Here is a 23,399-nt window from a genome sequence, read left to right as displayed (position 1 = left end):
TTTCAGTTCGCCCGTACCGCCGCAACGAACCGTTCCATCAATCGGTGGTCCTTCACCCCGCGTGAGGATTCGATCCCGCTGGAGACGTCGACGCCGGTCGCGCCGGTGGCTTTCAGTGCGTCCGTCACGTTGTCCGGTGTCAGACCGCCCGCCAGTATCCAGGGGCCGGCGGGCTTTGCCGTGCGTGCGGACCAGTCCCAGGTGACGCCGGCGCCGGCGGTGGCGCCGTCGAGGAGGAGGTGTTCTTCACCGAAGTCGAGTTCGTATCCGTCACGCAGGTTGCCCGCGACCTCGGCCCGGATCACGTCGAGTCCGGCCGAGTGCAGCCGATCCACGTCCTCGGCCGATGCCAGGTCGTGGACCTGCACGATGCCGAGTTTCGCGGTTTCGGCAGCTGCGATGACATCGGCGACATCCATGCCCTTGAACACGCCGACGGCGAGTGTGGAGGCGGGCACGAGCGCTACGAGCGCGGCGGCCTCTTCGGGCAGCACCTTGCGTGCGCTCTCGGCGAAGACGAACCCGACTGCGTCCACCCGCAGGCAGACGGCCAACTCGACGGTCGCTTCGTCACGCAGACCGCAGACCTTGATGAATGTCACCGCATCGAGGGTACGGGAGACGATTCTGCGCGACGTGGCTCACACCTTGCGGGTGGTGTGTGTAGACCCACGGCGCCAGCGGTCGCGGGGCATCGGATGTTCCGTCAGGCTTGTGCACAAGGTTTCGCGTTCCATCGACGGACGTTGGAATTCGTGTGCCGTTCAACTATTTCCGTCCTGTTCGTCGGTCAGGAGGCCCCGTGGGTACTCGATTCAAGTCCGTCGCCTCCGTCGCCTCCGTCGCCTCCGTCGCCTCGGTCCCCGCGGTCCTGTTGACGTTGGGGTCGACAGCGGCCTGGTGGTTCGGCGGGTGGCCGGCAGCAGCTGCTCTTGTGACGCTCGCGATGCTCGAGATTGCACTGTCAGCGGACAGCGCGGTTCCGATGGCCGGCCTCGCCGGACGATTGCACGACGTGAGCAGACGCCTGTTCCTCGCCGTCGGTTTGACGCTGGGGGTGGTGGTGATGCGTCTCGGTGTGACGCCGGTGGCCGTCGCGACGGTGACGGGAGAGCGTGCGAGCGACTCGGTCACCGAGATCTATGCGTCGGCACCTGGCTTCGCCGAGCACCTGGACTATGCGCGTCCGGCCCTCGCAGGGTTCGGCGCCGTATTCGTCTGGCTGGTGTTCGCCGACTATTTGATGAACGTCGAGCGCAAGAACCGTCCGCTGTGGATAGCCCCGCTCGAACGGTCGCTGTACCGGTTGCGTAGGCCGCGACTTCTACAGTTCGCTTCCGCGCTGCTCGGTGGAGTCTGGGCGGTTGCCGTTGCGCCGGACGGGACGCACTACGCGGTCGCGGTCGCCGGGGTTGCGGGCATGGGGGTGTTCTGCCTGGTGAAATGGACCGCGCATCACTGTGCCCCACCGAACGAGGGGCGGGCCAGGGCGTTGGCCCACGCGTTGACGGTGATCTTCGAACGCGCACTGGTGGTGTTCATGATGTTCGAGATTCTCGACGGGGCGTATACGTTCACGGGTCCGACCGATGGTCTGTCGTTCTGGGCGAAGCTCGCGGTGGCCTTCGCAGGAATCGGGATCGGTGCGATCTTCCTCTCGCGACTGACGAGTGCACTCGACGATGCAGGTGCAATGGCTGCGCTCCGCTTCCTGCCGGCCGGTGCCGCATATGTTCTGGGAGTACTCGCGCTGCTGTTGTGGGCGAGTCTGCTCACTCCGATACCGCCCGTGCTGACCGCATGGTTCGGTACCGCGGTGATCTCCGCGGCGCTTCTCACGTCCTACCTTCCGCGGATCCCAGGGGAAGCCCCACCTGTCGAAAAATGAGAACGTGTTCTATATTTACGGTGACCGAATCCTCTCACCGACTTGGAGCTCATGGCATGTACGAGTGGTCCGATACCGATCTGATGCTTCGCGACGCAGTGCGCGGGTTCATCGACAAGGAGATCCGACCGCACGTCGACAAGCTCGAGAGCGGCGAACTGCCGCCCTTCGACATCATCCGCAAGCTCTACGCGACTTTCGGCCTCGACGAGATGGCACGCGACTCCTTGCAGAAGTCGCTGGCGAAGGAACGCGGCGAGACCGTTTCGTCGGGAGAGAAGTCGGCGTTCAGCGGCTCGGGCAGCATGGGTGTCATCCTCAATTCGGAGCTGGCCGGTGTGAGCCTCGGTCTGGTCGCGTCGATGGGCGTGAGCCTCGGGCTGACCGTCGGCACGATTCGCAGTCGAGGGACTCTTGCGCAGAAGGAACGCTGGCTGCCCGAACTCGTCACCTTCGAGAAGGTCGGCGCATGGGCGATCACGGAGCCGGACTCCGGATCGGACGCTTTCGGCGGCATGAAGTCGTACGTCCGTCGTGACGGCGACGACTACATCCTCAACGGGCACAAGACGTTCATCACCAACGGCCCGTACGCGGACGTCATCGTGGTGTATGCCAAGGTCGACGAAGGTGATGCGTCGATAGACCGTCGTGACCGCAAGGTTCTGACTTTCGTTCTCGACGCGGGCATGGAAGGTCTCACGCTGAGCCCACCCTTCAAGAAGATGGGCATGAACAGCTCGCCCACCGGAGAACTGTTTTTCGACAACGTCCGCATTTCCAGAGATCGGCTCCTCGGCGAGACCGAGGACGGCGGCAAATCGGACGGAAAGTCCAGCGCCAAGGAAAGTTTCGCGGCAGAGCGGATCGGTATCGCCTCGCTTGCTCTCGGCATCATCAACGAGTGCCATCGTCTGAGCGTCGAGTATGCGAAGTCGAGAACATTGTGGGGCAAGGAGATCGGACAGTTCCAGCTCATTCAGCTCAAGCTCGCCGAGATGGAGATCGCCCGCATCAACGTGCAGAACATGGTGTTCAACGCGATCGAACGCACTGCGGCCGGAGACAAAGTCACGTTGGCCGAGGCGTCCGCCATGAAGCTGTACTCCTCACGCGCCGCCACCGAAGTCGCCATGGAGGCCGTGCAGTTGTTCGGCGGTAACGGCTACATGGCCGAGTACAAGGTGGAACAGCTCGCCCGTGACGCCAAGTCGCTGATGATCTACGCCGGCAGCAACGAAATCCAGGTCACCCACATAGCCAAGGGGCTCCTGGGCGCCTGAGCGGACACCCTCAGGCGAACTGCCTGGCGAAATCGAGGAACGGCTCGACGACTCGCAGTACCTCGTCGGTTGCCGCGACGGTGGTCGAGTGATCGAACCCGTCGATGACGACGGCCCGGGCGCCGGGTATCAGCGCGGCGAGCTCCTCCGTGTCGGCGAGGCGGTCGGAATCGTCGGACCCGACGAATGCCAAGGTGGGTACGCGGAACTGACGGAGCGAGTCGGCGGAGATACCCGGTTCCACGTCGCAACGGCGCATGTAGGCGGCGAGCGCGACGGGGTCGTTCGCCCTGAACGCGGCTCGGGTTCCCGGATCGATGGGCCACGCCCGGACCGCACCCCACTGTTCGAGGAATGCGTCGATCCCCTGTTCGGCGAGGACATCGACGCAGCCGGGGAAGAACAACCGGTCGAAGGAACCTTCCTGAGGTCGGCTGCTGCCACCGCCGACGACCAGCCCGCCGACCCGGTCCGGGGCGCGCTCGGCCAGCGACAGCGCAATTCGTCCACCGAACGAGTATCCGAGAACCATCGCGGTCTCGACACGGAGTTCGTCCAGGACGGCCAGAACATCCTCGGTCACGAGGTCCATCGCATACGCGTCCACGTCGTGTGGCTTACCGCTCCGTCCGTGACCTCGCATGTCGATCAGGATCAATCGGTACTGATCGCGCAGCGCCTTGACGTATCCGAACCCACGCCAAATGCTGTGCGACAGCGCAGATCCATGAAGCAGGACCAATGGTGTTCCCGCGCCGATCGTCTCGTAGGCGATGGTCGTCCCGTCGCTCGGGTTCTCGACATACTCCACACGCCCAGTCTGCACTACTCCGTAACCAGATCCTCGTCGGTGAGGGCCAGGCTCCGGGTGACCCCGATGTCGCGGAGGAACTGCTTGTCGTGACTGACGACCAGCAGCGCACCCCGGTAACTGTTCACCGCCTGAGTGAGGTGGGCGAGGCTGGGCAGGTCGAGGTTGTTGGTGGGCTCGTCGAGAAGAAGCAATTTCGGTGCAGGCTCGGCCAACAGGATCGTGGCAAGGGCCGCCCGGAGTCGCTCACCGCCGGACAACGTGGCCACGGCCTTGTCGGAGTCGTTGCCACGGAACAGGAATCGAGCAAGCTGCGCCCGTATCTGTTCCGGGTTTGCATGCGGTGCGGCGGCTGCCACGTTCTCGGCCACCGAAGCCGACTCGTCGAAGACGTCGAGTCGCTGTGGAAGCGCCTTGAACGGGACCTTGGGCCCACTGGCGATCACGGCATCGAGGAGTGTGGTCTTCCCGATGCCGTTCCGCCCGGTCAGAGCGATCCGTTCAGGGCCGACGACGTCGAGCGACACTTGCTGCCCGGACCGTAGACGGGTCTCGTCCAGGTGGACGACGACCTGGCCGGGGTGTACCTCGGTATCCGGCAGGTCCACTCGTACCTCGCGGTCGTCTCGCAGCGAGGCTTCCGCGTCGGCGAGGGATTGCTTCGCATCGTCCACCTTGGCTATGTGGTTGTTGCGTAGTTTGCCCGCCGACTCCTCGGCCTGCCGTTTACGCATGTTCATCACGATCTTGGGCTCACGCTTGGTGTCGAACATCTTCTGCCCGTACCTTTTACGCCGGTCGAGCTTGATCCTTGCCTCCACCAGTTCGCGTTTCTGCTTCTGCATATCTGCGCGGGCATCACGTACCGCGGCTTCGGCGTTGGCCTGTTCGGCGGCGATGATCGCCTCGTAGACGGAATAGTTGCCACCGAATATGCGCAGCCCACCAGCACGAAGCTCTGCGATCGAGTCCATTCGATCGAGGAGAGCCCTGTCGTGGCTGACCACGACCACGGTTCCCGAGAACTGTTCGACGATGCCGTACAGACGCTCACGCGCCTCGTCGTCCAGGTTGTTCGTCGGTTCGTCCAGCAGAAGTACCGTCGGTTCTCGAAGCAACAGTGATGTGAGGCCGAGTAGAATCGTCTCGCCACCGGACAGTGCGCCGACCGGGCGATCCAGATCCTCCACGCCCGCCACGATGGACTCGAGGCCGAGTCGGTGCAGCAGCGAGAGTGCGACTTCCTCGATGTCCCAGTTGTCCTGGACCACCTCGAAGTCCTGCGGGCTTCCGTCGCCGGATTCGATGCGGTGCAGCGACTTCCGCATCTCGTCGATACCGAGAATGCGGTCGATCTGCACACCGGTGTCGAGCGTGATGTCCTGCGGAAGATAGGCGAGTGTTCCTGCAGCAGTGACGGATCCACGTTCAGGTGTCATCTCGCCCGCGATCAGGCGCAGCAGCGTGGACTTGCCGGAGCCGTTCAGACCCACCAGGCCGGTGCGTCCGTCGGCTATGACGGCATCGAGTCCGTCGAACAACGGTTCGCCGTCGGGCCAGGAAAAGGCGACGTCGGACAGAGACAGAAAAGTATTGGACATGGGCACTCCAGAGGTTTGCGGCAGTCTGCACACCGATCACTGGTGTGCGCGGGGCGCGGGAGAAACCTCTACAGGAGCAAGTGCCCTTCTCCGTTCGTCGACATCAAGACCACACCACAGTACGAGCACATCCGAAATGCGGCAAGCGATTTTCGGCAACCGGGCCATGAGTCACACTCTGGGGCATGATCGAGCAGGTGCGTACTCGAAACTTTCGCCACACAGCCCGCAATCTGACGGCGGTCGTCGCGGCGTCGGCATTGATGCTGACCGGCTGCGGACTGTTCGGCCCCGACCAGCCGGACACGGTTGCACAGCAATTCGCCGATGCTCTCAACAACGACGACGTCGCGGCAGCAGCGGCGATGACCACCGACGCGGAGGCTGCTGCCGCCGCCATCACCTCGATGTACGAGGGGCTGGGCAAGGATGGCACGTTCACATTCGCGTCAGCCGAGGCGAACGACAAATCCGACTCGTTCACCCTCGACGCGACCTGGCCGTTCGCGGAAGGGCAGCAGTGGAAGTACTCCACCACAGGTACGGCGTCCGAGCAGGGCGACGACTGGAAGATCGATTGGAAGCCCGACCTGCTCGCACCGGGGCTCGCGGACGGCGCCACCTTGCAGTACACCCCTACCACGGGAAAACCGCCGCAGGTGCAGGACGCGTCCGGTGCGCCGATCCTGGAGCAGCAGGTGGTGACCGTGGTGAACGTCGACGCCACGGCCGACACTGCGGCCGTCGCCTCGCTCCTGTCGCCGGTCGCACCCACGATCACCGCCGAATCGTTGGGTGCGGACATCGCCGAGGCCCAGGGCAAGCCGGTCACCGCGATCACGCTCCGCGGCGAGGACGTTGCGCCGATTCAGGCGCAACTCGAGCAGACTCCCGGCGTGACGCTCGCGCCGCAGACGCGCCTTCTCACCGTGAACAAGGACCTGGCATCGCCCGTGCTGGGTGGGCTGACGGAGCTCTGGCAGCAGGGGCAGGACGAGTCCGCAGGCTGGGCGGTGCAGGCCACGAGCGCAGACGGCACCGTCGACACGGTCGCCGGTGAGCCCGGCACTGATGCACCCGACATTCCGACCACCATCGAGATGCCGCGTCAACTTGCCGCGGAGAGCGCGCTCGAAAGCCTTCCGGGCCAATCGGCGATCGTGGCGATCCGGCCGTCGACGGGGGCCGTCGTGGCTGCGGCTCAGAACGCCTCCGCAGATGCCGAAGGCCCGATTGCGCTGACGGGCCTGTATCCGCCCGGCTCGACGTTCAAGACCGTCACGAGCTCGGCGGCACTCCAGGCGGGCGCGGTCACGCCGGATACCGTCCTTCCCTGCCCAGGGACGGAGAACATCGAGGGCAGGCAAATTCCGAACGACGACGAGTTCGATCTGGGTGAAGTTCCTTTCCACACGGCGTTCGCGAAGTCGTGCAACACGACGATGGGCCGGCTCGCGGTGGGGCTGCCCCCGGACGCGCTCCAGCAGGCAGCGTTGCAGTTCGGGCTCGGGGTCGACTACCTGACGCCCGGATTGACCACGGTCACCGGCAACGTTCCCATCGCCGACACGCCCGCAGCCCGGGTCGAATCCGCGATCGGGCAGGGACAGGTGACGGCATCTCCGTTCGGTATGGCATTGGTCGCGGCGTCGATTGCGAACGGCTCGACGCCGGCACCGATGCTCGTCCAGGGGCAACCGGCTACCTCCGACCAGACTCCGGCATCTGTTCCCGCAGAGGTAACCGAACAGTTGCGGACGATGATGCGCGAGACCGTTACGGGCGGCACGGCGACCGAATTGCAGGACATTCCGGGACTTATCGGGAAGACTGGAACCGCCGAGTCCGACGGGGGTCCGGCGCACGGCTGGTTCGTGGGCATTCAGGATGATCTGGCGTTCGCCGTCTTCGTGGCGGGAGGTGACAGTTCGGTACCAGCTGTGCAGGCTGCCGGGCGTTTTTTGAGATGAACCGACCGGTATATTTCACACCGAGGGTAAGTTGTAGCTCAACCGTAACGTCTTCGTAGGCAAACGGTGCTTGTTACGGATGTGACTGAAAGCAAGATGGTGGACATGGGGATTGGACGATCGCTGAACAACCGCCGACGCTATGTGATCGCCCTGGCTGCTGCTGTAGCGATCGCAATGGTTGTCGCGTTGTACGTCTATACCCGTCCGGAGCCGACCGCGAGTTCGGTGGTCGACGATTTCGCCGCCGCGCTCAACGATCGTGATGCCGCCGCAGCTGCTGCACTCACTTCGTACCCGAACGCGGCCGAGGACGTCATTTCGCAGATGTTCGAAGGCCTGCACCCCGAGGACGCCACTTTCGACGTCACCCAGTTCATGGACCTCAACCAGGAATCCGGCTTTTTCACCATGGGTGCCAACTGGAATTTCGGTGAGGGCAAGGACTGGAACTACCAGGTGCAGGGCGGCATCCGGGCTCTGTCGGTCGGCTGGCGTATCCAGTGGGACCCGTCGGTCATGGCTCCCGATCTGGGCAACGGGCGCACGGTTCGATACGACCGGACCGATGCCGCACCCCCGCTGATCTTCGACAACACCAACCAGCTCCTCATGAACGAGCAGACCATCAACGTGATCACCCTCGACCCGGCCGTGATGCCGGACCCGGTGGACACCACGCGTCGTCTCGCCAAGGTCATCGAGCCCGTTGCCCCGCTGGTCACGTCCGAATCCATGCTCGCCGACATGGCGAAGAAGCCGGGCGAGCGGGTTGTCGCGGTGAAGCTACGTGACCAGGACTTCGCTTACCTCGAAAACGAATTCGCGATTCCCGGCGTGGTCGTGGACAAACGACCGACCCTCATAACTGCGGACCGGCGGATCACCACGCCCCTGCTCGAGCCCCTGCGGAACGTCTGGCAGGCCAACCGCGACGAGACGGCCGGCTGGGCCGTGCACGTTGTCGACGCCGACGGGACACTCATCCGCCAGGCCGGATACCAAGGTCCTCCCGGTCCGAACATTCCCGCGACTCTCGATTCCAACATCCAACTGGCCGCCGAGGAAGCCGTCGTCTTCGCCGGAACTCCCGCGGCGATCGTCGCGATGCAGCCGTCGACCGGGGCCGTGTTGGCTGCCGCTCAGAACAACCAGGCCATGGAAGACGGGCCCGTGGCGTTCGAGCACCTCTACCCCGCGGGCAACACCCTCGATCTGGTGAAGAAGGCAGCCGGACTTCAGAAGGGTGTCGACCCCAACTCCTTGTCTGCCGAGGATCTCGAGAAGACCGGCAATCAGCTGGGCCTCGGAATGGACTTCCGGGTTCCGGGCCTCGATCAGCAGACTGCCGTGTTCACGTCGAGCGGTTCCGGTATGGACCAGGCGATGCACACCGAGGGGGAGTACCCGGCCGTCACTCCCTTCGGCATGGCGATGTTGGCTTCGTCGATTGCTCGCGGAAGCGCCCCGGCCCCGATGATCGTGCACGGGCAGCCCGGTGTCAGCGACGTCGAAACGTCCGCGCTGCCCCCCGATGTCAACGAACAGCTTCGGAACATGATGCGCGACAACATCGCGCGTGGTGGCGGTTCATTCCTCAAGGGACACCCGGACCTGATGGGCATGACCGCGGAGAGCGGTGACGACCGGTGGTTCTTCGGGTCGCGTGGCGACTTCGCCTTCGCCGTGCTGGTGGCGGATGCGGACGGCGGCGACCGTGCGGTGAAGATGGCCGACCGCCTGCTCGTCGAGATGGGCAAACCACCGGAGAAGTAGGAACAGCCGAGTCAGGTTGGCTGTTCCGGGTCCGGGATGCCCTGGCTCGCCGAGAATTTGGCTTCGTCGCCGCTGACATTGCCGAACGACACCAGTGAGCGTGGTGCGAACAGGTCCGTGAGATAGGCCAGCCCCACAGCCCAGCGGTTCACCCCGCGAGGCAGCGAGAGCAGGTGATAACCACGCGTGACCACCTTCGCGGGGAATCCGGACAGGCGCGCGCCCAGCGGATTGGCCACGGCGAACCGTGGGCCCAGATCCACAACGAGCCCCAGATCCGAGTGCTTGTACGGCTTCGGTGTGCCGGCACCCAACGTGGCGAGCAGGTTTCGTGCCAACGCTTTTCCCTGTCGAATCGCATGCTGCGCGGTGGGAGGCGTGTTCTCGCCGTCCTTCGTGAGGTCGGGAACGGCCGCGGCGTCGCCGGCGGCGAAAACATCCGGATGCCCCTCGACCGACAGGTCCGGCCGCACTTTCAATCGGCCCTTCTCGGTGGGCAGGCCGAGACTGTCGATCAGTGGACTCGCGGTGACGCCAGCCGCCCAGACGACCGTTCGTGTGGGAACTCTCGTGCCATCGGTGAGGACGACGTGATCGTCGGCGACCGATTCGAGGCTCGTCTCCAACCGGACGTCGATGTTGCGCTGGCGGAGCACTTCCAGGACCTTCGCGCTCAGCTTGTCGCCAACCTCCGGCATGACCTTCGGAGCCACGTCGAGCAGAACGAATCGCACCTTCTCGGGGTCGAACCCCCGCTGTTTCGCCGCCTCGTCTGCTAGTGCACGCATCTGAGACACCAGTTCCGCGCCTGCATACGAGGCGCCCACGATCACGAACGTGCGCCGCTGCTCGAGTACCTCCGGGTCATCGGTGCGTGAGGCCAACTCCAGTTGGATTAGGAGTTGGTCGCGAAGATAGAGGGCCTCGGTGGTGGTCTTGAGGCCACGCGCATTCTCGGAAAGGCCGGGAATGTCGAACAGTCGCGTGACCGATCCCGGTGTGAGTACCAGTCGGGCCCAGTCCACGCTCTCCGAGGAGCCCGTCTGGTCGGTGAACTCGAGGGATTTGGCGGTGAAGTCGACCGAGTTCACGCGCCCGGTGATCACTCGGACACCGGGCAGGGACTGGCTCAGCGGCACCGCAACGAATCGCGGGTCGAGCAGTCCGCCGGCCACGTCCGGAAGCAGTGGCGTGTAGAGCATGAAGTCGCTCGCCGAAATGAGAGTGACGGCGACGGCCGCGCCCGCCTTCCGGGCCTGCTTGACGATCCTCCTGGCGCTTTCGAAGCCGGCGAAACCGCCTCCGACCACCACCACGTGCGTTCGGGAGCTGGAATCGGTTTCTGAAGTCATCGAACTGGAGCCCTTCCCGGTCGGGTCCTCGCGACTAGTGCACGCCCTTCATCAACTTCTTGATACCCGGCGAGGCGATAGCTAGCAACACGCCAACCGCCACGGACCCTAGTCCGATCGAGAGGTAGTAAGGAACCTCGTTGGTTTCGTCGTAGTAGCCGGCGAGGGTGCCGGCCATGGCTGTGCCGAGGGCGATCGACAGGAAGAACAACGCAACCATCTGGGTGTGGAACACCTTGGGTGCGAGCTTGGTCGAAATGGACAGGCCGACGGGGGAGAGGAACAACTCGGCAAAGGTGAAGAGGAGCAGGATGCCCACCAGGCCGAGAATCGGTGCGCTGTTGGGCCCACCGCCGGCCATGGGGATGAAAGCGAGGAAGGCAACACCCATGAGGGTGGTGCCCGCCGCGAACTTCAACGGGGTGCTGGGCTGGCGGGGGCCGAGTTTGGTCCACGCGGCCGCGAAGACGCCGGCGAAGAGGATGATGAACACGGGATTGATCGACTGAACCCACGCGGCGGGGAATTCCCAGCCGAACAGGTTGCGATCGAGACGCTTGTCTGCGAATACGGCAACCATCGTGAACTGCTGTTGAAACAGGGACCAGAACACGGCGCTGGCAATGAACAGCGGAATGAACGACAGCACGCGACTGCGTTCGACGGCGGTGATCTGTTTGCTCGACAGAATGACGCCGAAGTACACGACAGCGGCAATGACGGTGAGCGTGACGACGATGTCGGACATGTTCGCTGCCGTGATCACGCCGGTCACGGACAGGACTGCGACAGCGAGTACCGCCGCAGCACCGATGGCGATCCACTTGTTCCGGTCGCCCTTCGGGAGCGGGTTCGGAGCGGAAGCGCCGATCTTCCCCAACTGCTTGCGGCCCAGCGTGTACTGGATGAGGCCGAGTGCCATACCGATCGCAGCCAGGGCGAACCCTGCGTGGAAACCGATGTGGTCCTGTGCCCAGCCGGTGAGGAGCGGTCCGATGAACGCACCCAGGTTGATGCCCATGTAGAAGAGCGAGAAACCGGCGTCGCGGCGTTCGTCCTTCTCCGAGTACAGGTCACCGACGAGGGAGGTGGCGTTTGCTTTCAGACCACCGCTACCGAACGCCACGAGGACCAGACCGACACCCACGCCCCACAGACCCGGAAGAACCGCCAGCGCGATATGCCCCAACATCACGAGGATCGCGCTGTAGAACAGGGTGCGTTCGGAGCCGAGCAGGCGGTCGGCGATCCAGGCGGCGAGGACGGTCGAGAGGTACACGGTGCCGCCGTAGGCGCCGACGATGCTGGTCGCAGAGGATTCGGCAATGCCGAGACCGCCGTCGCTCACCGAGTAGTACAGGTAGTAGATGAGGATGCCCTGCATCCCGTAGAAGGAGAATCTCTCCCACATCTCCACGCCGAACAGGTTGGCGAGTGCTAACGGCTGCCCGAAAAAGCGGTGATCTTCGCTCTTCGGATCCTTGGACTGATCGATCGTGTCGCTCATGCGGGAGACTTTTCCATCTGGTCGAGAAGTTCGTGCGGTCTTAGGGACGTCGTTTCCGGATCGCCCCTGCGATGGCACGCCACCCGATCAGAAATACCGCCAGCACGGTACTCGCCACCAGAATGAAGCTGAAAGCGGTCCCCTGTCCGCTGACCACCCGCAACACCATTCCGACCACCACGGTAAAGAGCCACACGAGCACACCGGTCGGGATCACCAGGCCCGGATCGAACTTGTCGCGGTACAGCGCGACCGTTGCACCCCAGCCCACGACCAAGCCGACGAGGAACGGCCAGGCGGTGGTGAGCAGACCGGCGATGGCATTCGCTTCGTCATGACTGCGGCGACCGATCGCGCAGAAAACGACCACCAGGACGAAGTCGACGAGGAGAGCAGGAGCGTACTTTTTCACAGTGGCCGACTCTACTGCTGTCGGTGCCTGGGCGATTTTCTGTAGCCAGCGAGCCTCAGTGCACACAAATTGCCCCGACCGGCGGAATCCCGCCTGCGAAGTCGATTTGTGTGCAGTTAGGCTCGTTGTCGTGTCGGCTCAGTTCGTCGGCAGCATGTACGGCGCCCAACTCGCCGATTTACGGGGAACGGGCAGGGGCGGTGGGAACGGCAAACGCTGGAAAGCGACTTCGGTGCTCCCGTAAATCGTTCCCTTCTCGCCTATGTAGTAGTCGCCGAAGCTGTTGGCGATGGCGTTCATACGTCCGACAGGTATGCGAGCGCTAGGGCGGAATCGACCTTTGCCGCCGTACTCGACACGTCGACAGGCTCTGACGCTAGCGGGATCACGCTCAATGTGAGGGGTGCGACGTCTATTGGGTTCGCGTCCGGAGCCGGCGTTGTCGAGGTGCCCGGGAAGCTCCCCGACCTGCAGGCGGAAGTTTCCGCGGCCTCGCCTCGCCAGATGTCGTCCGAGTGGCCAACTCTCAGCATGGGGTCGTGTGCGCCACGGATCCTATCGGCGATCTGGCGTAGTTCGGTTGCCAGACGGACAACGGTGCCGGCATTGCCGGGTACCGGATCTCCACTGAATGCATCCATCTCGACATGGAGCTCGTCTACAACACGAAAAGCGCACGGCCACTCGGTGAGTGGCCGTGCGCTCGGGAGGCTGGAGTTATGCCCGCAGTCCAGCTTCGATCTCGAGGGTGATGGTGATCTTGTCACCGACGACAGCTCCGCCGCTCTCCATGGGCATGTCGATGGAGATGCCGAAGTCCTTGCGGTTCAGCACCGTTGTGGCCTCGAATCCGGCGACCGGACCTGCGCCCATGCCTTCGCTCACGCCGTTGAACTCGAGGTTCAGCTCGACCGACTTGGTGACACCGTGCAGAGTGAACTCACCGTCGACGACGTAGTCGTCACCCTTGGCGCGGACGCCGGTGGACGTGAAGGTTGCGGTGGGGAACTGCTCGGCATCGAAGAAGTCGGCGGACTTCACGTGAGCATCACGATCGGCGTTCTTGGTGTCGATGGACGAAACCTGGATCTCGGCCTTCACCGAGGTGGATCCGTCCTCGCCGACCTCGATGGCGCCGGAGAAGTCGTTGAAGGTGCCGCGAACCTTGCTCACCATGAGGTGACGAACGGAGAATCCGACGGTCGAGTGAGTGGGGTCGATGGCCCAGGTGCCGGCCGTCAGGTTCGGGAAGGTGGTGGTCGCGGAAGTCATCACAGCTCCTAATTAGTTGAAACTTCAAGTTCTTCTGTTCTCAACTATGGGGCCTCGGGATTGCTTCCGCAACCCATGTGTGATCCCGGTCACCATTCAAGCATCGATCGGGCTGCTGTTCGAACCGCTCGGCCCGCTGCAAGCAGAGGCTCGGTCGAGCGCATGGCCCGGGCCAGAACGAACGCGCCTTCCAGGCTGGTTATCAAGGTCAGTGTCAGCTGGCGGGCTTCGGCCTCGTGGAGCCCCTTCGTCTGGAAATTTCGGGTGCCACGCTCGATCCAGTCGGTGAAGACGTCTGCCGTGGCAACTCGGAGCACCTCGTTGGTGCTCGCAACCTCGAGGGCGATCGTCGCGATCGGGCAGGCATCGGCGTAATCGGTGGCGACCAGGGAGTCTGCGGCCATAGTGAACGCTACTTCGATCGCTTCGATGATGTCCGGGTGTCCGTCGACGATCGAGAACACCAGATCTGCGTAGCTCTCGCCGGACGAACGGATCACCGCATCACCGAGCTCCTGCTTTCCACCAGGGAAGAAGTGGTAGATCGAGCCGAAAGGGGCACGAGCCGTCGACGCGATCTGCTTCAGACCGGTCCCCGTGTAGCCGTTCCGCCTGAAAAGTTCTGCCCCGGCGGCAAGAATGCGCACCTTCGTGTCGTTCATGAACTCTCCGCTCTTGTGCAACGTGTGGAACTCATCGTAGTCTCGAATAACTAGAACGATCTATCAAATGGAGTTGACCATGAAGAAGATCGAACTGACCGCCGGCACCGTCGAGTACGAGGACGCGGGCGGACCCGGGCCCGTCGTCGTGTTCGTGCACGGGGTGACCATCGACCACACCGTCTGGCGACACGTCGTGAAAGACCTGGTCCCCGAATATCGCTGCATCACGCCGCTCCTGCCGTTGGGGGCGCACCGGATCCCGATGCGCCCCGACGCGGACCTGTCACTTCGCAGCATGGGCCTGCTGATCGGTGAGTTTCTCGAAAAGTTGGATCTGACCGATGTGACTGTCGTGCAGAATGATTGGGGTGGTGTGCAGGTGTTGATCGCCAACGGTGACAGCGGCCGCATAGGCAGCCTGGTTCTCACCCCGTGTGAAGCTTTCGACAACTACCCGCCAGGGCTCTCCGGAGCTGGATTGACGGCGGCCGCCGCGATTCCAGGTGGTCTTGCTCTACTCATGCAGGGCCTCCGCTTCACGGCGCTCAGGCGAGCGCCCGGTTCGTGGGGGTGGATGAGCAAACGCCCCGTCCCGAAGTCGGTGATGGACGGCTGGTTCGGGCCGGCCACCACCGACAAACGGATTCGTCGCGACCTTCGAAAGTACGGCCGCTCGGCGCCGCCGAAGGAAACCCTCCTGAATTGGGCGAATCGCAACAGTAGTTTCGGCAAACCCGTCACGATCCTGTGGGCGCCGGAGGACAAGCTGATGCCCCGCGAGCACGGCCGCCGTCTCAACGAGGTGTATCCGAACTCCCGGCTGAAGGAGATCGACGACAGCTACACCCTCATGCCGGAAGATCGCCCGGACGCCATCATCGCTGCAGTTCGCGAGTTGGTCGACACCGGTACGCCGACGTAGCAGCGGCATACACCGCGCGTATGGCCGACGCCGTGACCGAGCGGTGTTCGGCCATCCCCCAGACCGTGCGCCCCTCGGTCCGGCACTCCAGCAGGGTGATTGCCGTTTGCTCGTCGTGGATCGCGTGCGAATGTTGCGTGAACGATTGCACTTCCAGTTCGATGCCGACGGACTCGAGGATGCGCACGAAGGCGTCCACCGGGCCGGATGCGACTTCCTCGCCGTGTACTTCGCGCCCGTTGACATCGAAGACCACGGCGAGGCGATCGCCACTCTGCACGTGTTCGAGTGACCATCGACGAATGCCGCCGTCGTATCCGTAGATCGAGCTGAACAGTGTCCAGAGTTCGTCGGCCGTGAGCTCCAGTCCACTTGTATCGGCCTGGTGCTGAACGTGTTTCGCGAAGTCGATCTGGAGCTCCCGCGGAATGTCCAGTCCGTAGGTACTCGAGAGAACATGAGCGACACCGCCCTTTCCCGACTGGCTGTTGATTCGAATGACGGCCTCGTAATCACGTCCCACGTCAGTTGGGTCGATCGGCAGGTAAGGAACGGACCACGGCGCGGACTCCGGCGAGATTCTTGCCGCAGAGGCAGACCGACGGTGGTCGGCAAACCCCTTCTTGATCGCGTCCTGGTGGGTGCCGGAGAAGGCTGTGAACACCAGATCGCCCGCGTAGGGGTGCCTGGGGTGAACGGGGATACCGTTGCAGTACTCCACAGTTCGTCGTACGTCGTCGATATCGGTGAAGTCGATCATCGGGTCAACGCCCTGGGCGTGGAGATTGAGGGCCAGCGTCGCGAGATCCACGTTCCCGGTGCGTTCACCGTTGCCGAAAAGGCAACCTTCCACCCGTTGTGCCCCCGCCAGTACAGCCAACTCCGCGCAGGCGATGCCTGTTCCTCGGTCGTTGTGCGGGTGCACCGACAGGATGACCGCATCGCGTCGGCTCAGATGGCGGTCCATGTACTCGATCTGGTCCGCGTAGACGTTGGGGGTCGCGACCTCGACCGTGGCGGGCAGATTGTGAATCACCGGGCGGTCCGCGTCGGCATCCCACAGTTCGGTGAGGCCGTTGCACACTTCCAGGACGAAGTCGGGTTCGGTGAGGTTGAAGACTTCCGGCGAGAATTCGAAACGCCGGCCCGGAGTGCCCCCTGCTTCCTTCGCCACTGTGTCGGCAGCATCGAATATCAACTGGCGGAGACTGTTTCGATCGAGACCGAGTACCACGGACCGCCAGGTCGGTGCGGTCGCGGTGTACATGTGCACCACCGCGTTACGGATGCCGTCGATGGAGCGGTACGTCCGCTCGATCAGGTCGGTACGCGCGGCGGTGAACACGGACATCATGGTGGCACCCATTCGTCGACAATTACTCGCAGACCAGGCAGCAGAATTGCTCGTGGCGCGAATTTCGGCAATGGAATGGCAGATCGGCGAGAAGATCCCCGGCGAGACGGCGTTGGCCGAGGAACTGGGCGTCGGCCGCTCGACGGTGCGGGAGGCGGTCCGCACGCTCGCAAGCGCCGGCATGTTGGAGTCGCGCCAGGGTTCGGGCGTCTACCTCCGCGCGGTGCGGCCACCGACGGACTGGGACAGAACCGTTCGAACGCAGGAGATTCTCCACGTCGTCGAGGTGCGGAACGCGGTCGAGACCGACGCTGCCCGTCTCGCATCGCTGCGCCGCACCCCGGGCGATGTCGTCGCTCTGCGCAGCGCGTTGGACGGACGATCCGCAGCAGTGGACGGTGATGCCGGAGCATTCGTCGACGCAGATCTAGGGTTCCACCGCGCCGTGGTCGAGGCCGCCCACAATCCCGTCCTGGCGAACCTTTTCGAAACGTTCGTACCCCGACTGCGTACAGCCATGATCGATCTCATGACCGTGCTCGGCGTGTCGCCTCGAGACGAGCCCGACGTCGATCTGCACCTGTCGTTGGTCGAGGCGATCGAGAAGGGTGATCCCGAGGATGCGGTGCGAATCAGCATCCGCCACCTCGGCGAGATGACGACCGCGCTGAATGCCCTCGAACGGAGCTAGGACTCGCCTTCCGGTTCGGCTATTCGTGGTGCCGACGTCCATGTGTTCTGCGCCTTCTCGTCGTACCCGCGCTCGAGTTCTGGGTTCTCGTGTTGATTGCTGCGGAACAGGAAGAAGAAGGTGACCCAACCGACGAGGGCCACCATGATGTAGCTGACCACGCGGTAGACGAATACGGCTGCCAGCGCCTGGGGTGCGGTGGCGCCCGCTGCGGTGAGGGTGGCGATCAGCGTGCCGTCCACGAAGCCCAGCCCGCCCGGGGCCAGCGGGATGCTTCCTACGGCCTTGGCGGCGGCGAACGCGATGAGGAGACCGGGAAGTGAGGGGGCGGCGCCGATCGCCCAGCAGGCGAGTCCGAGGCAGACCACGTCGAAGGCGCGGTGCACTGCGGACCATCCGAAGGTGGCGAGCATGTCGGTGCGCTTGAGCTCCACGGAATCGAGCTGCCCGAGGATCTCCTGCCACCGATCCAGGCCGGTGTCGTCAGGCTTCTTGCGGAGTCGGTTGAATCTGACGAGCACCCAGCGGCCGATGCTCTCGATCGAGTCGGGGTTCTTCGCGATGTAGCGCAGCAGGTAGAAGAGTGCGCCTGCGCCCAACACCGACAGGACGAGGGTGACCGGACTGACCTTGGTGCCGACGGCGAAGGCACCTGCCGCACCGATGAGTGCGAGACTGCCCGCCGCGATGACGCCGGAGATGGCCAACTGCCACGACGCGACGACAGGTGTTGCACCCCATTTGCGGGTCTGTTTGTAGGTGAATGCGGTGGAGAAGACCTGGCCCGCGGGGAGGCTGACTGCCATCGCTGTGCTCGCGTAGATCACGGACACGGATTTGAGCTGACTGACCACGACGCCGCCGGCCCGCAATAGTCGCTGTTGGACGGCACCGAAGCCGCTCAACGACGCCGCCTGCGCGAGTACACACAGCGCGACCCAGCCCCAGTGAATCTCGGTCAGTGCCCGCCAGGAGTCGCTGAGCGTCGGCCACAGGTAGATGCCCTCGACGACGAGGAGCGCGACGAGGGCCACTCCGAGCACCCATTTGACCCACCAGAATCGGCTTCGGGACCGACCGGAGTCGGTCGGTCCGGGGGCGGAGCTAGGTGGTACCACCAAGTCAGACTAACGAACGGCCCTGCGATCACTCGGGATAGTGCTCGGGCCACGCCAGGTGGGTCTTGCGGCGGCGCCCCCGAAGCTTGACCTGTTCACCGAGTACCCACTCGCCCTGTTCTTCGTCGGTGGCGAAGTAAAGTGCGCTGGTCGAGGCAAGAACTCGGCTCGGTTCGAGCTTTGCGAGTTCGGTGAGACGGGACGCCTCGTTGACCGGATCGCCGATCACCGTGTACTCGAATCTCTCCGACGCGCCGATGTTGCCGGCGACGGCCAATCCGGCCGAAACACCGATCCCGATGTCCAACCCGGTGATCTCGTCCAATGCGAATCGCAACTCCCGTGCGGCGGCGAGTGCAGCGGTCGGGGCGTCGGGCCTGTCGAGGGGTGCACCGAAGATGGCGAGCGCGGCATCACCCATGAATTTGTTGACGAAGCCGTGATGTCGATCGACCACGTCGACCACCACTCGGAAGAACTCGTTGAGCAGGTTGACGACCTCGCCGGGAGGTCGTTCGGCCGCCGCTCCTGTGGACCCGACCATGTCCACGAACAGCACCGCCACGAACCGGGTCTCTCCGCCGAGCTCGGTTCCGAACTGCAGGGCACGCCGCGCCACGTCCTCGCCGACATGCTGGCCGAACAGCTCGCGCAGAAGCCGACGCTCGTCCGCCTCTGCCATCATCCTGTTGAAGCCGACCTGCAGCCGCCCGATTTCGGAGCCGTCGAACACCTCCACGCGGACGTCGGTTGCGCCGCGCTGAACGCGCTCGATGGCCCTTCGCAATTGCTTCACGGGGTCCGAGATCTGGCTGGCGGTCAGCATCGAGAGCGCGAAGGCCTGAACGATCGCGATGACCGCGATCAGAGTGATGGCCCAGGCCAGAGCGTCCGGGGAGAACACCAGGTCGGTGGTGAGTTGCGTGACGCACAGCAGGATGATGCCGATCACCGGCATGAGCGTGCCGAGCCCCCACGTCATCGCCAGGCGGGTGCCGACGCCGGGAGCCAGCGTGCGATCGAACTGCCCCTCGCTCAATGCCTGGGCGGCCACGGGACGAAGGATGCGTTCGCCGAGCATGTAGGTGAATCCGAAGGTCGTCGTCGCGGCCATGCACACCGTGATGATGACGGCGACTGCGAGCTCCGGCATCTCGGATGCGGTGAGAACGACGAAGATGATGCCGCCGAGAATCCACAGAACCAGGTGGACGATGGCCTGCCGGAGCGGTGCGTGCAGCGCCGACATCTGCTCACTGCGCCGCGGCGGTCCTCCGCGCAGTTGCCACCGGATCACCGCCCTCAACATCATCGCTGCCGCCGTCAGGCTCACGACGCCCGCGAACAGCAGGTAGCCGCCGAAGATCAGCACGTTTCGCACGCGGTCTTCGATGATCGCGGCCGATTCGGGGATCGGCATTCCGTACCGAACGAAGGCGAATACGAGAACGGCGCCGATCATGTTGGCCATCAACATGGAGAACATATAGAGCGGCCATCTGCTGCGGATGGTCACCGCAATCGCTCTATATGATCTGCGCACGATGTTCAATTTAGCGGCTGGGCCCGGGTGTGTCGGTCAGCCGCCTGTCAGCAGGCGTTTTCCTCGGCGGTGACAGCAGTGAACTCACAATCATGACGATTGGAACACCGAATCTCGATAAGCTCCCGGAGTGAGCGACACCGAGCCGCGCCGCGATTACGCCGCATCCGTTCATCCGTTCGTGCGGGTGACCGCCGAATGGACATGGCGCCTGCTGCTGATATTCGTCGGCCTACTCACCCTCGGTTACCTCGTCGCGAAGCTCGACACCGTGGTCATTCCGGTGGCGATCGCACTGTTGTCCTCGGCGCTGCTCGTCCCGTTCGTCAATTGGTTCAACGTTCGGGGCGTGCCGCGGTCGGTTGCGGTGATAATGGTGCTTCTCGCTGCCGTGGGCGTTCTCGCCGCGATCCTGGCGTTCGTCATCGAGCAGTTCGTCAGAGGATTCCCGGGCCTGGCGGATCAGTTCACGACGAGTGTGACGCAGGTTCAGGCCTGGTTGATCGACGGCCCCTTCCACGTCAGTGAAGACCAGATCCGGCAGGCCGGCGACTCCGTCGTGCGCGCGGTGCAGTCCAACCGCGAAGTACTCACCAGTGGTGCGTTGACGACCGCGACCGTGATCGCCGAGATCTTCGCCGGCGCGTTCCTGACGCTGTTCACGCTGATCTTCTTTCTCTACGGTGGGCGCGAGATCTGGCAGTTCGTGACCCGACTCGTGCCGGGCGGTGCGCGGGCCCGGGTGCGCCTGGCAGGCGAACAGGGCTACCAGTCGCTTGTCGGGTACGTACGTGCGACGGTGGCGGTTGCCGCGGCAGATGCGGTGGGTATCGGTGCCGGGCTCGCCATCCTGGGGGTACCCCTTGCTCTGCCGTTGGCATCGATCGTGTTCGTCGGTGCATTCATCCCGATCGTGGGCGCGTTCATCGCCGGATTCCTCGCTGTCCTGGTGGCCTGGGTGACGAAGGGTCTGCTCACGGCACTGATCGTGTTGGCCATCATCATCGCGATCATGCAGTTGGAAGGACACGTGCTGCAGCCACTGCTGCTGGGGCGGGCCGTGCGATTGCACCCACTGGCAGTGGTCCTCGCGATCACCACGGGCATCGTGCTCGCCGGAATAGTGGGTGGACTCGTTGCGGTGCCGATCGTGGCGGTGCTCAACACCGCAGTGCGATCGCTGTTGGCCGAGGACCCCGAGAAGACACCCGAGCAAGTGGAGATCAACAATCCGTTGGTGCCGCTCTATCCTGCGACGCCCAACGATGTTTCGGTACCGGAGGACCCTCCGAAGGAGACCGAGAACGAAGGCGACGGCGGCAAGGAATGACCGACGCTCGTGATCATCGGACCCGCCTCCACTATCGGCCCGGTCTCCGTTCTGCTGCAGGGTTGGACACCCAACCCGACGCGCCGCTGTGGCGGGCGGCCCAGGCGTTTCGGCTCGTCACGCTGCTGTACGCGATCAGCTACCAGGTCGCGTCCGTCCAGTACTACAGCAATCAGCGTCTAAGCTGGGTGTTCGTCGCGTTGATGGCGGTGTGGTCCGGGCTCTCCGCGATCTTGCTGTCTCATGGCAGGGTGCCGCGCTACCAGATTGTGATCGCGGACCAGGTCGTCGTCGTTGCGCTCATGGCATCGACAAGGCTTGTGTCCGATCATGATTGGTACAGCCATCACCAGACTCTGCCCACCACGTTGTGGGCCACGAACGCGGTGATTTCTGCTGCTGTCTTCGGTGGGCCGTGGCTCGGAATGGCCTCGGGCGTGGGGATTTCCATGGTGAGTGCCGTGGTTCGGGATCAGGTGAACCTGGATCTGTGGCAGGACGCGACGGCTCCGGTGCTGATCTCGGTCGGTCTGGCCCTCGGTCTCGCAACCGTCACGGCCCGCCGTGCTCAGGCGCAACTCGAACGTGCCGTGCGTCTCGCCGCCGCGACCGAAGAGCGCGAGAGGCTCGCACGTGAAGTGCACGACGGGGTGTTGCAGGTCCTCGCTCTGGTCGGTCGACGAGGCAACGAAATCGGGGGACCGGCAAAGGAACTCGCCAGCCTGGCGGCCGAACAGGAAGTGGCGCTACGCACCCTGATCTCGGAGCAGGGCACGGGAGCCGAAGTCGACTCGGGTGGCTCCGAGGTGGACATTCGTATGCTGCTGCGGACCCGCTCGAGCACCACGATATCCGTCTCCACCCCCGCCGACGCTGTCTCGGTCGAGCGTGGTGTGGCCACCGAGGTCGCATCCATCGTGGACACGGCGCTGTCCAACGTGGACCTGCACGCCGGTGCCGACGCCAAAGCGTATGTGCTGCTGGAAGATCTGGGTGAGGAGATCGTCGTCAGTATTCGCGACGATGGGGTCGGAATACGAACCGGCCGCCTCGAGGAAGCCGAGGCCGAAGGCCGTATGGGGGTGTCGAAGTCCATCGTCGGCCGGGCGCGTGCACTCGGCGGCAGCGCGGACATCGACACCGACCCTGGGCTGGGTACGGAGTGGGAGATACGAGTTCCGAAGGCGAGGAAGCATGGCTGAAAGCCAGTTCACGATCATGGTTGTCGACGATCACCCGATGTGGCGCGACGCGGTGGCACGAGACCTCGAGAGTGCCGGATTCGTCGTCGCCGCCACGGCCGAGGGGGTCGAAACCGCGCGGAGACGAGCAGCGGCGGTGCAACCGCAGGTCGTACTCATGGACATGCAGCTCCCAGACGGAAACGGCGCCGACGCCACCGCCGCAGTGCTCGCGGCCTCACCGGAGACTCGAGTGCTCGTCCTTTCTGCGTCCTCCGAGCGTGACGACGTCCTGGACGCGGTGAAGGCAGGAGCATCCGGGTATCTGGTGAAGAGCGCGTCGGTCGAAGAACTGGTCGACGCCGTGCGGGCCACCGCGGACGGTCAGGCGGTCTTCACCCCGGGCCTCGCCGGCCTCGTCCTCGGGGAGTACCGCCGCATGTCCAATACACCGAAGGACGACGGACCGGAACTCCCCAAGCTCACCGAGCGGGAAACCGAGGTGCTGCGTTTCGTCGCGAAGGGGTTGAGTGCGAAGCAGATCGCCACAAAGCTGTCCCTCAGTCACCGTACGGTCGAGAATCACGTGCAGGCGACGCTCCGCAAGCTGCAGCTCGCGAACCGTGTCGAGCTCACTCGGTACGCGATCGAGCAGGGCCTCGAGTAGACGCGCCGCGAATGGGTGTGGTCCCGTAGGGGAAATCCCTGTGGGCACCGGGCGGT

The 23,399-nt window shown here is 64.1% G+C and carries 21 protein-coding genes; 9 read left to right on the top strand and 12 right to left on the bottom strand.

The genetic code is table 11. From position 1 onward, the window contains the following. Positions 1-2: 2 nt before the first annotated feature. Positions 3-602 carry a phosphoribosylanthranilate isomerase gene (locus ACFWO3_RS04835; RefSeq protein ID WP_378574357.1) on the bottom strand — a complete coding sequence of 200 codons (600 nt, stop codon included), beginning with the start codon at positions 600-602 and terminating at the stop codon, positions 3-5. Between the two features lie 200 nt (positions 603-802). Between ACFWO3_RS04835 and ACFWO3_RS04830 the strand changes: the two genes are divergently transcribed. Next, positions 803-1,888, top strand: a complete 1,086-nt coding sequence (locus ACFWO3_RS04830; RefSeq protein WP_378574355.1) for a DUF475 domain-containing protein — start codon at positions 803-805, stop codon at positions 1,886-1,888. 56 nt (positions 1,889-1,944) lie between these two features. Beyond that, the gene (locus ACFWO3_RS04825; RefSeq protein ID WP_378574353.1) at positions 1,945-3,171 is read left to right on the top strand and encodes an acyl-CoA dehydrogenase family protein; all 1,227 of its coding nucleotides are present in this window, start codon (positions 1,945-1,947) and stop codon (positions 3,169-3,171) included. A gap of 10 nt (positions 3,172-3,181) precedes the next feature. On the opposite strand, the gene ACFWO3_RS04820 is transcribed toward ACFWO3_RS04825, so the two are convergent. Continuing rightward, positions 3,182-3,982 carry an alpha/beta fold hydrolase gene (locus ACFWO3_RS04820; protein WP_378574351.1) on the bottom strand — a complete coding sequence of 267 codons (801 nt, stop codon included), beginning with the start codon at positions 3,980-3,982 and terminating at the stop codon, positions 3,182-3,184. Between the two features lie 14 nt (positions 3,983-3,996). After that, on the bottom strand, positions 3,997-5,583 hold the full coding sequence (locus ACFWO3_RS04815; protein WP_378574349.1) for an ABC-F family ATP-binding cassette domain-containing protein: 1,587 nt from the start codon (positions 5,581-5,583) through the stop codon (positions 3,997-3,999). 185 nt (positions 5,584-5,768) lie between these two features. Between ACFWO3_RS04815 and ACFWO3_RS04810 the strand changes: the two genes are divergently transcribed. Next, positions 5,769-7,553 carry a penicillin-binding transpeptidase domain-containing protein gene (locus tag ACFWO3_RS04810; protein WP_378574347.1) on the top strand — a complete coding sequence of 595 codons (1,785 nt, stop codon included), beginning with the start codon at positions 5,769-5,771 and terminating at the stop codon, positions 7,551-7,553. A gap of 96 nt (positions 7,554-7,649) precedes the next feature. Next, complete coding sequence (locus ACFWO3_RS04805) at positions 7,650-9,329, top strand: NTF2-like N-terminal transpeptidase domain-containing protein (protein WP_378574978.1); 1,680 nt, start codon at positions 7,650-7,652, stop codon at positions 9,327-9,329. 11 nt (positions 9,330-9,340) lie between these two features. Here ACFWO3_RS04805 and ACFWO3_RS04800 read toward each other — a convergent pair whose 3' ends face one another. The 6 genes from ACFWO3_RS04800 to ACFWO3_RS04775 form a co-directional block, all read right to left on the bottom strand. Beyond that, positions 9,341-10,681 (bottom strand): NAD(P)/FAD-dependent oxidoreductase, encoded by a 1,341-nt coding sequence (locus ACFWO3_RS04800; RefSeq protein ID WP_378574344.1) that lies wholly within the window; start codon positions 10,679-10,681, stop codon positions 9,341-9,343. A 34-nt stretch (positions 10,682-10,715) separates the two neighbouring features. Then, positions 10,716-12,188, bottom strand: coding sequence for a peptide MFS transporter (locus ACFWO3_RS04795; RefSeq protein ID WP_378574342.1), 1,473 nt, complete (start codon positions 12,186-12,188; stop codon positions 10,716-10,718). Between the two features lie 40 nt (positions 12,189-12,228). After that, positions 12,229-12,600, bottom strand: a complete 372-nt coding sequence (locus tag ACFWO3_RS04790; protein ID WP_378574340.1) for a DUF3054 domain-containing protein — start codon at positions 12,598-12,600, stop codon at positions 12,229-12,231. Positions 12,601-12,738: 138 nt separating this feature from the next. Further along, positions 12,739-12,900, bottom strand: coding sequence for a hypothetical protein (locus ACFWO3_RS04785; protein WP_378574338.1), 162 nt, complete (start codon positions 12,898-12,900; stop codon positions 12,739-12,741). A 417-nt stretch (positions 12,901-13,317) separates the two neighbouring features. Then, the gene (locus ACFWO3_RS04780; protein ID WP_378574335.1) at positions 13,318-13,872 is read right to left on the bottom strand and encodes a YceI family protein; all 555 of its coding nucleotides are present in this window, start codon (positions 13,870-13,872) and stop codon (positions 13,318-13,320) included. 89 nt (positions 13,873-13,961) lie between these two features. After that, a complete protein-coding gene (locus ACFWO3_RS04775) occupies positions 13,962-14,534 on the bottom strand; it encodes a TetR/AcrR family transcriptional regulator (protein ID WP_378574333.1) in 573 nt (190 codons plus the stop codon). A 79-nt stretch (positions 14,535-14,613) separates the two neighbouring features. Here ACFWO3_RS04775 and ACFWO3_RS04770 point away from each other — a divergent pair, with 79 nt between their 5' ends. Beyond that, positions 14,614-15,459, top strand: a complete 846-nt coding sequence (locus tag ACFWO3_RS04770; protein ID WP_378574331.1) for an alpha/beta fold hydrolase — start codon at positions 14,614-14,616, stop codon at positions 15,457-15,459. Here the strand turns inward: ACFWO3_RS04770 and ACFWO3_RS04765 are convergent. Further along, the gene (locus tag ACFWO3_RS04765; RefSeq protein WP_378574330.1) at positions 15,413-16,825 is read right to left on the bottom strand and encodes a 2-isopropylmalate synthase; all 1,413 of its coding nucleotides are present in this window, start codon (positions 16,823-16,825) and stop codon (positions 15,413-15,415) included. The genes ACFWO3_RS04770 and ACFWO3_RS04765 overlap by 47 nt on opposite strands. On the opposite strand from ACFWO3_RS04765, the gene ACFWO3_RS04760 reads away from it, so the two are divergent. Continuing rightward, positions 16,812-17,504 carry a FadR/GntR family transcriptional regulator gene (locus ACFWO3_RS04760; RefSeq protein WP_378574329.1) on the top strand — a complete coding sequence of 231 codons (693 nt, stop codon included), beginning with the start codon at positions 16,812-16,814 and terminating at the stop codon, positions 17,502-17,504. The genes ACFWO3_RS04765 and ACFWO3_RS04760 overlap by 14 nt on opposite strands. Here the strand turns inward: ACFWO3_RS04760 and ACFWO3_RS04755 are convergent. Both ACFWO3_RS04755 and ACFWO3_RS04750 read right to left on the bottom strand, forming a co-directional pair. Further along, positions 17,501-18,622: a YbhN family protein gene (locus tag ACFWO3_RS04755; RefSeq protein WP_378574327.1), complete on the bottom strand. Its 1,122-nt coding sequence runs from the start codon at positions 18,620-18,622 to the stop codon at positions 17,501-17,503. The two genes, ACFWO3_RS04760 and ACFWO3_RS04755, sit on opposite strands and share 4 nt — an antisense overlap. A gap of 28 nt (positions 18,623-18,650) precedes the next feature. Continuing rightward, positions 18,651-20,108, bottom strand: coding sequence for an adenylate/guanylate cyclase domain-containing protein (locus tag ACFWO3_RS04750; RefSeq protein WP_378574976.1), 1,458 nt, complete (start codon positions 20,106-20,108; stop codon positions 18,651-18,653). Between the two features lie 187 nt (positions 20,109-20,295). Between ACFWO3_RS04750 and ACFWO3_RS04745 the strand changes: the two genes are divergently transcribed. From ACFWO3_RS04745 to ACFWO3_RS04735, 3 genes are read left to right on the top strand one after another with little or no spacing between them, the layout of a single operon-like run. After that, a complete protein-coding gene (locus ACFWO3_RS04745; RefSeq protein ID WP_378574325.1) occupies positions 20,296-21,495 on the top strand; it encodes an AI-2E family transporter in 1,200 nt (399 codons plus the stop codon). Further along, positions 21,492-22,697, top strand: a complete 1,206-nt coding sequence (gene macS / locus ACFWO3_RS04740; RefSeq protein WP_378574323.1) for a MacS family sensor histidine kinase — start codon at positions 21,492-21,494, stop codon at positions 22,695-22,697. The genes ACFWO3_RS04745 and macS overlap by 4 nt, the downstream gene beginning before the upstream one ends. Then, entirely contained in the window at positions 22,690-23,343 is a 654-nt protein-coding gene (locus tag ACFWO3_RS04735; RefSeq protein ID WP_378574320.1) for a response regulator, read from the top strand. The genes macS and ACFWO3_RS04735 overlap by 8 nt, the downstream gene beginning before the upstream one ends. Positions 23,344-23,399: the final 56 nt, after the last annotated feature.

Source organism: Rhodococcus sp. NPDC058521 (assembly GCF_042719695.1).
GTDB lineage: Bacteria > Actinomycetota > Actinomycetes > Mycobacteriales > Mycobacteriaceae > Rhodococcus_F.
This window is presented reverse-complemented; position numbering and strand designations above follow the sequence as displayed.

Excerpts from the sequence above, each read along its gene's own strand:
- ACFWO3_RS04825 (WP_378574353.1), top strand. The coding sequence starts at position 1,945 with ATGTACGAGTGGTCCGATACCGATCTGATGCTTCGCGACGCAGTGCGC.
- ACFWO3_RS04815 (WP_378574349.1), bottom strand. The coding sequence starts at position 5,583 with ATGTCCAATACTTTTCTGTCTCTGTCCGACGTCGCCTTTTCCTGGCCC.
- ACFWO3_RS04810 (WP_378574347.1), top strand. The coding sequence starts at position 5,769 with ATGATCGAGCAGGTGCGTACTCGAAACTTTCGCCACACAGCCCGCAAT.
- ACFWO3_RS04805 (WP_378574978.1), top strand. The coding sequence starts at position 7,650 with ATGGTGGACATGGGGATTGGACGATCGCTGAACAACCGCCGACGCTAT.
- ACFWO3_RS04800 (WP_378574344.1), bottom strand. The coding sequence starts at position 10,681 with ATGACTTCAGAAACCGATTCCAGCTCCCGAACGCACGTGGTGGTGGTC.
- ACFWO3_RS04795 (WP_378574342.1), bottom strand. The coding sequence starts at position 12,188 with ATGAGCGACACGATCGATCAGTCCAAGGATCCGAAGAGCGAAGATCAC.
- ACFWO3_RS04785 (WP_378574338.1), bottom strand. The coding sequence starts at position 12,900 with ATGAACGCCATCGCCAACAGCTTCGGCGACTACTACATAGGCGAGAAG.
- ACFWO3_RS04780 (WP_378574335.1), bottom strand. The coding sequence starts at position 13,872 with ATGACTTCCGCGACCACCACCTTCCCGAACCTGACGGCCGGCACCTGG.
- ACFWO3_RS04775 (WP_378574333.1), bottom strand. The coding sequence starts at position 14,534 with ATGAACGACACGAAGGTGCGCATTCTTGCCGCCGGGGCAGAACTTTTC.
- ACFWO3_RS04770 (WP_378574331.1), top strand. The coding sequence starts at position 14,614 with ATGAAGAAGATCGAACTGACCGCCGGCACCGTCGAGTACGAGGACGCG.
- ACFWO3_RS04760 (WP_378574329.1), top strand. The coding sequence starts at position 16,812 with ATGGTGGCACCCATTCGTCGACAATTACTCGCAGACCAGGCAGCAGAA.
- ACFWO3_RS04765 (WP_378574330.1), bottom strand. The coding sequence starts at position 16,825 with ATGGGTGCCACCATGATGTCCGTGTTCACCGCCGCGCGTACCGACCTG.
- ACFWO3_RS04750 (WP_378574976.1), bottom strand. The coding sequence starts at position 20,108 with ATGTTCTCCATGTTGATGGCCAACATGATCGGCGCCGTTCTCGTATTC.
- macS (WP_378574323.1), top strand. The coding sequence starts at position 21,492 with ATGACCGACGCTCGTGATCATCGGACCCGCCTCCACTATCGGCCCGGT.
- ACFWO3_RS04735 (WP_378574320.1), top strand. The coding sequence starts at position 22,690 with ATGGCTGAAAGCCAGTTCACGATCATGGTTGTCGACGATCACCCGATG.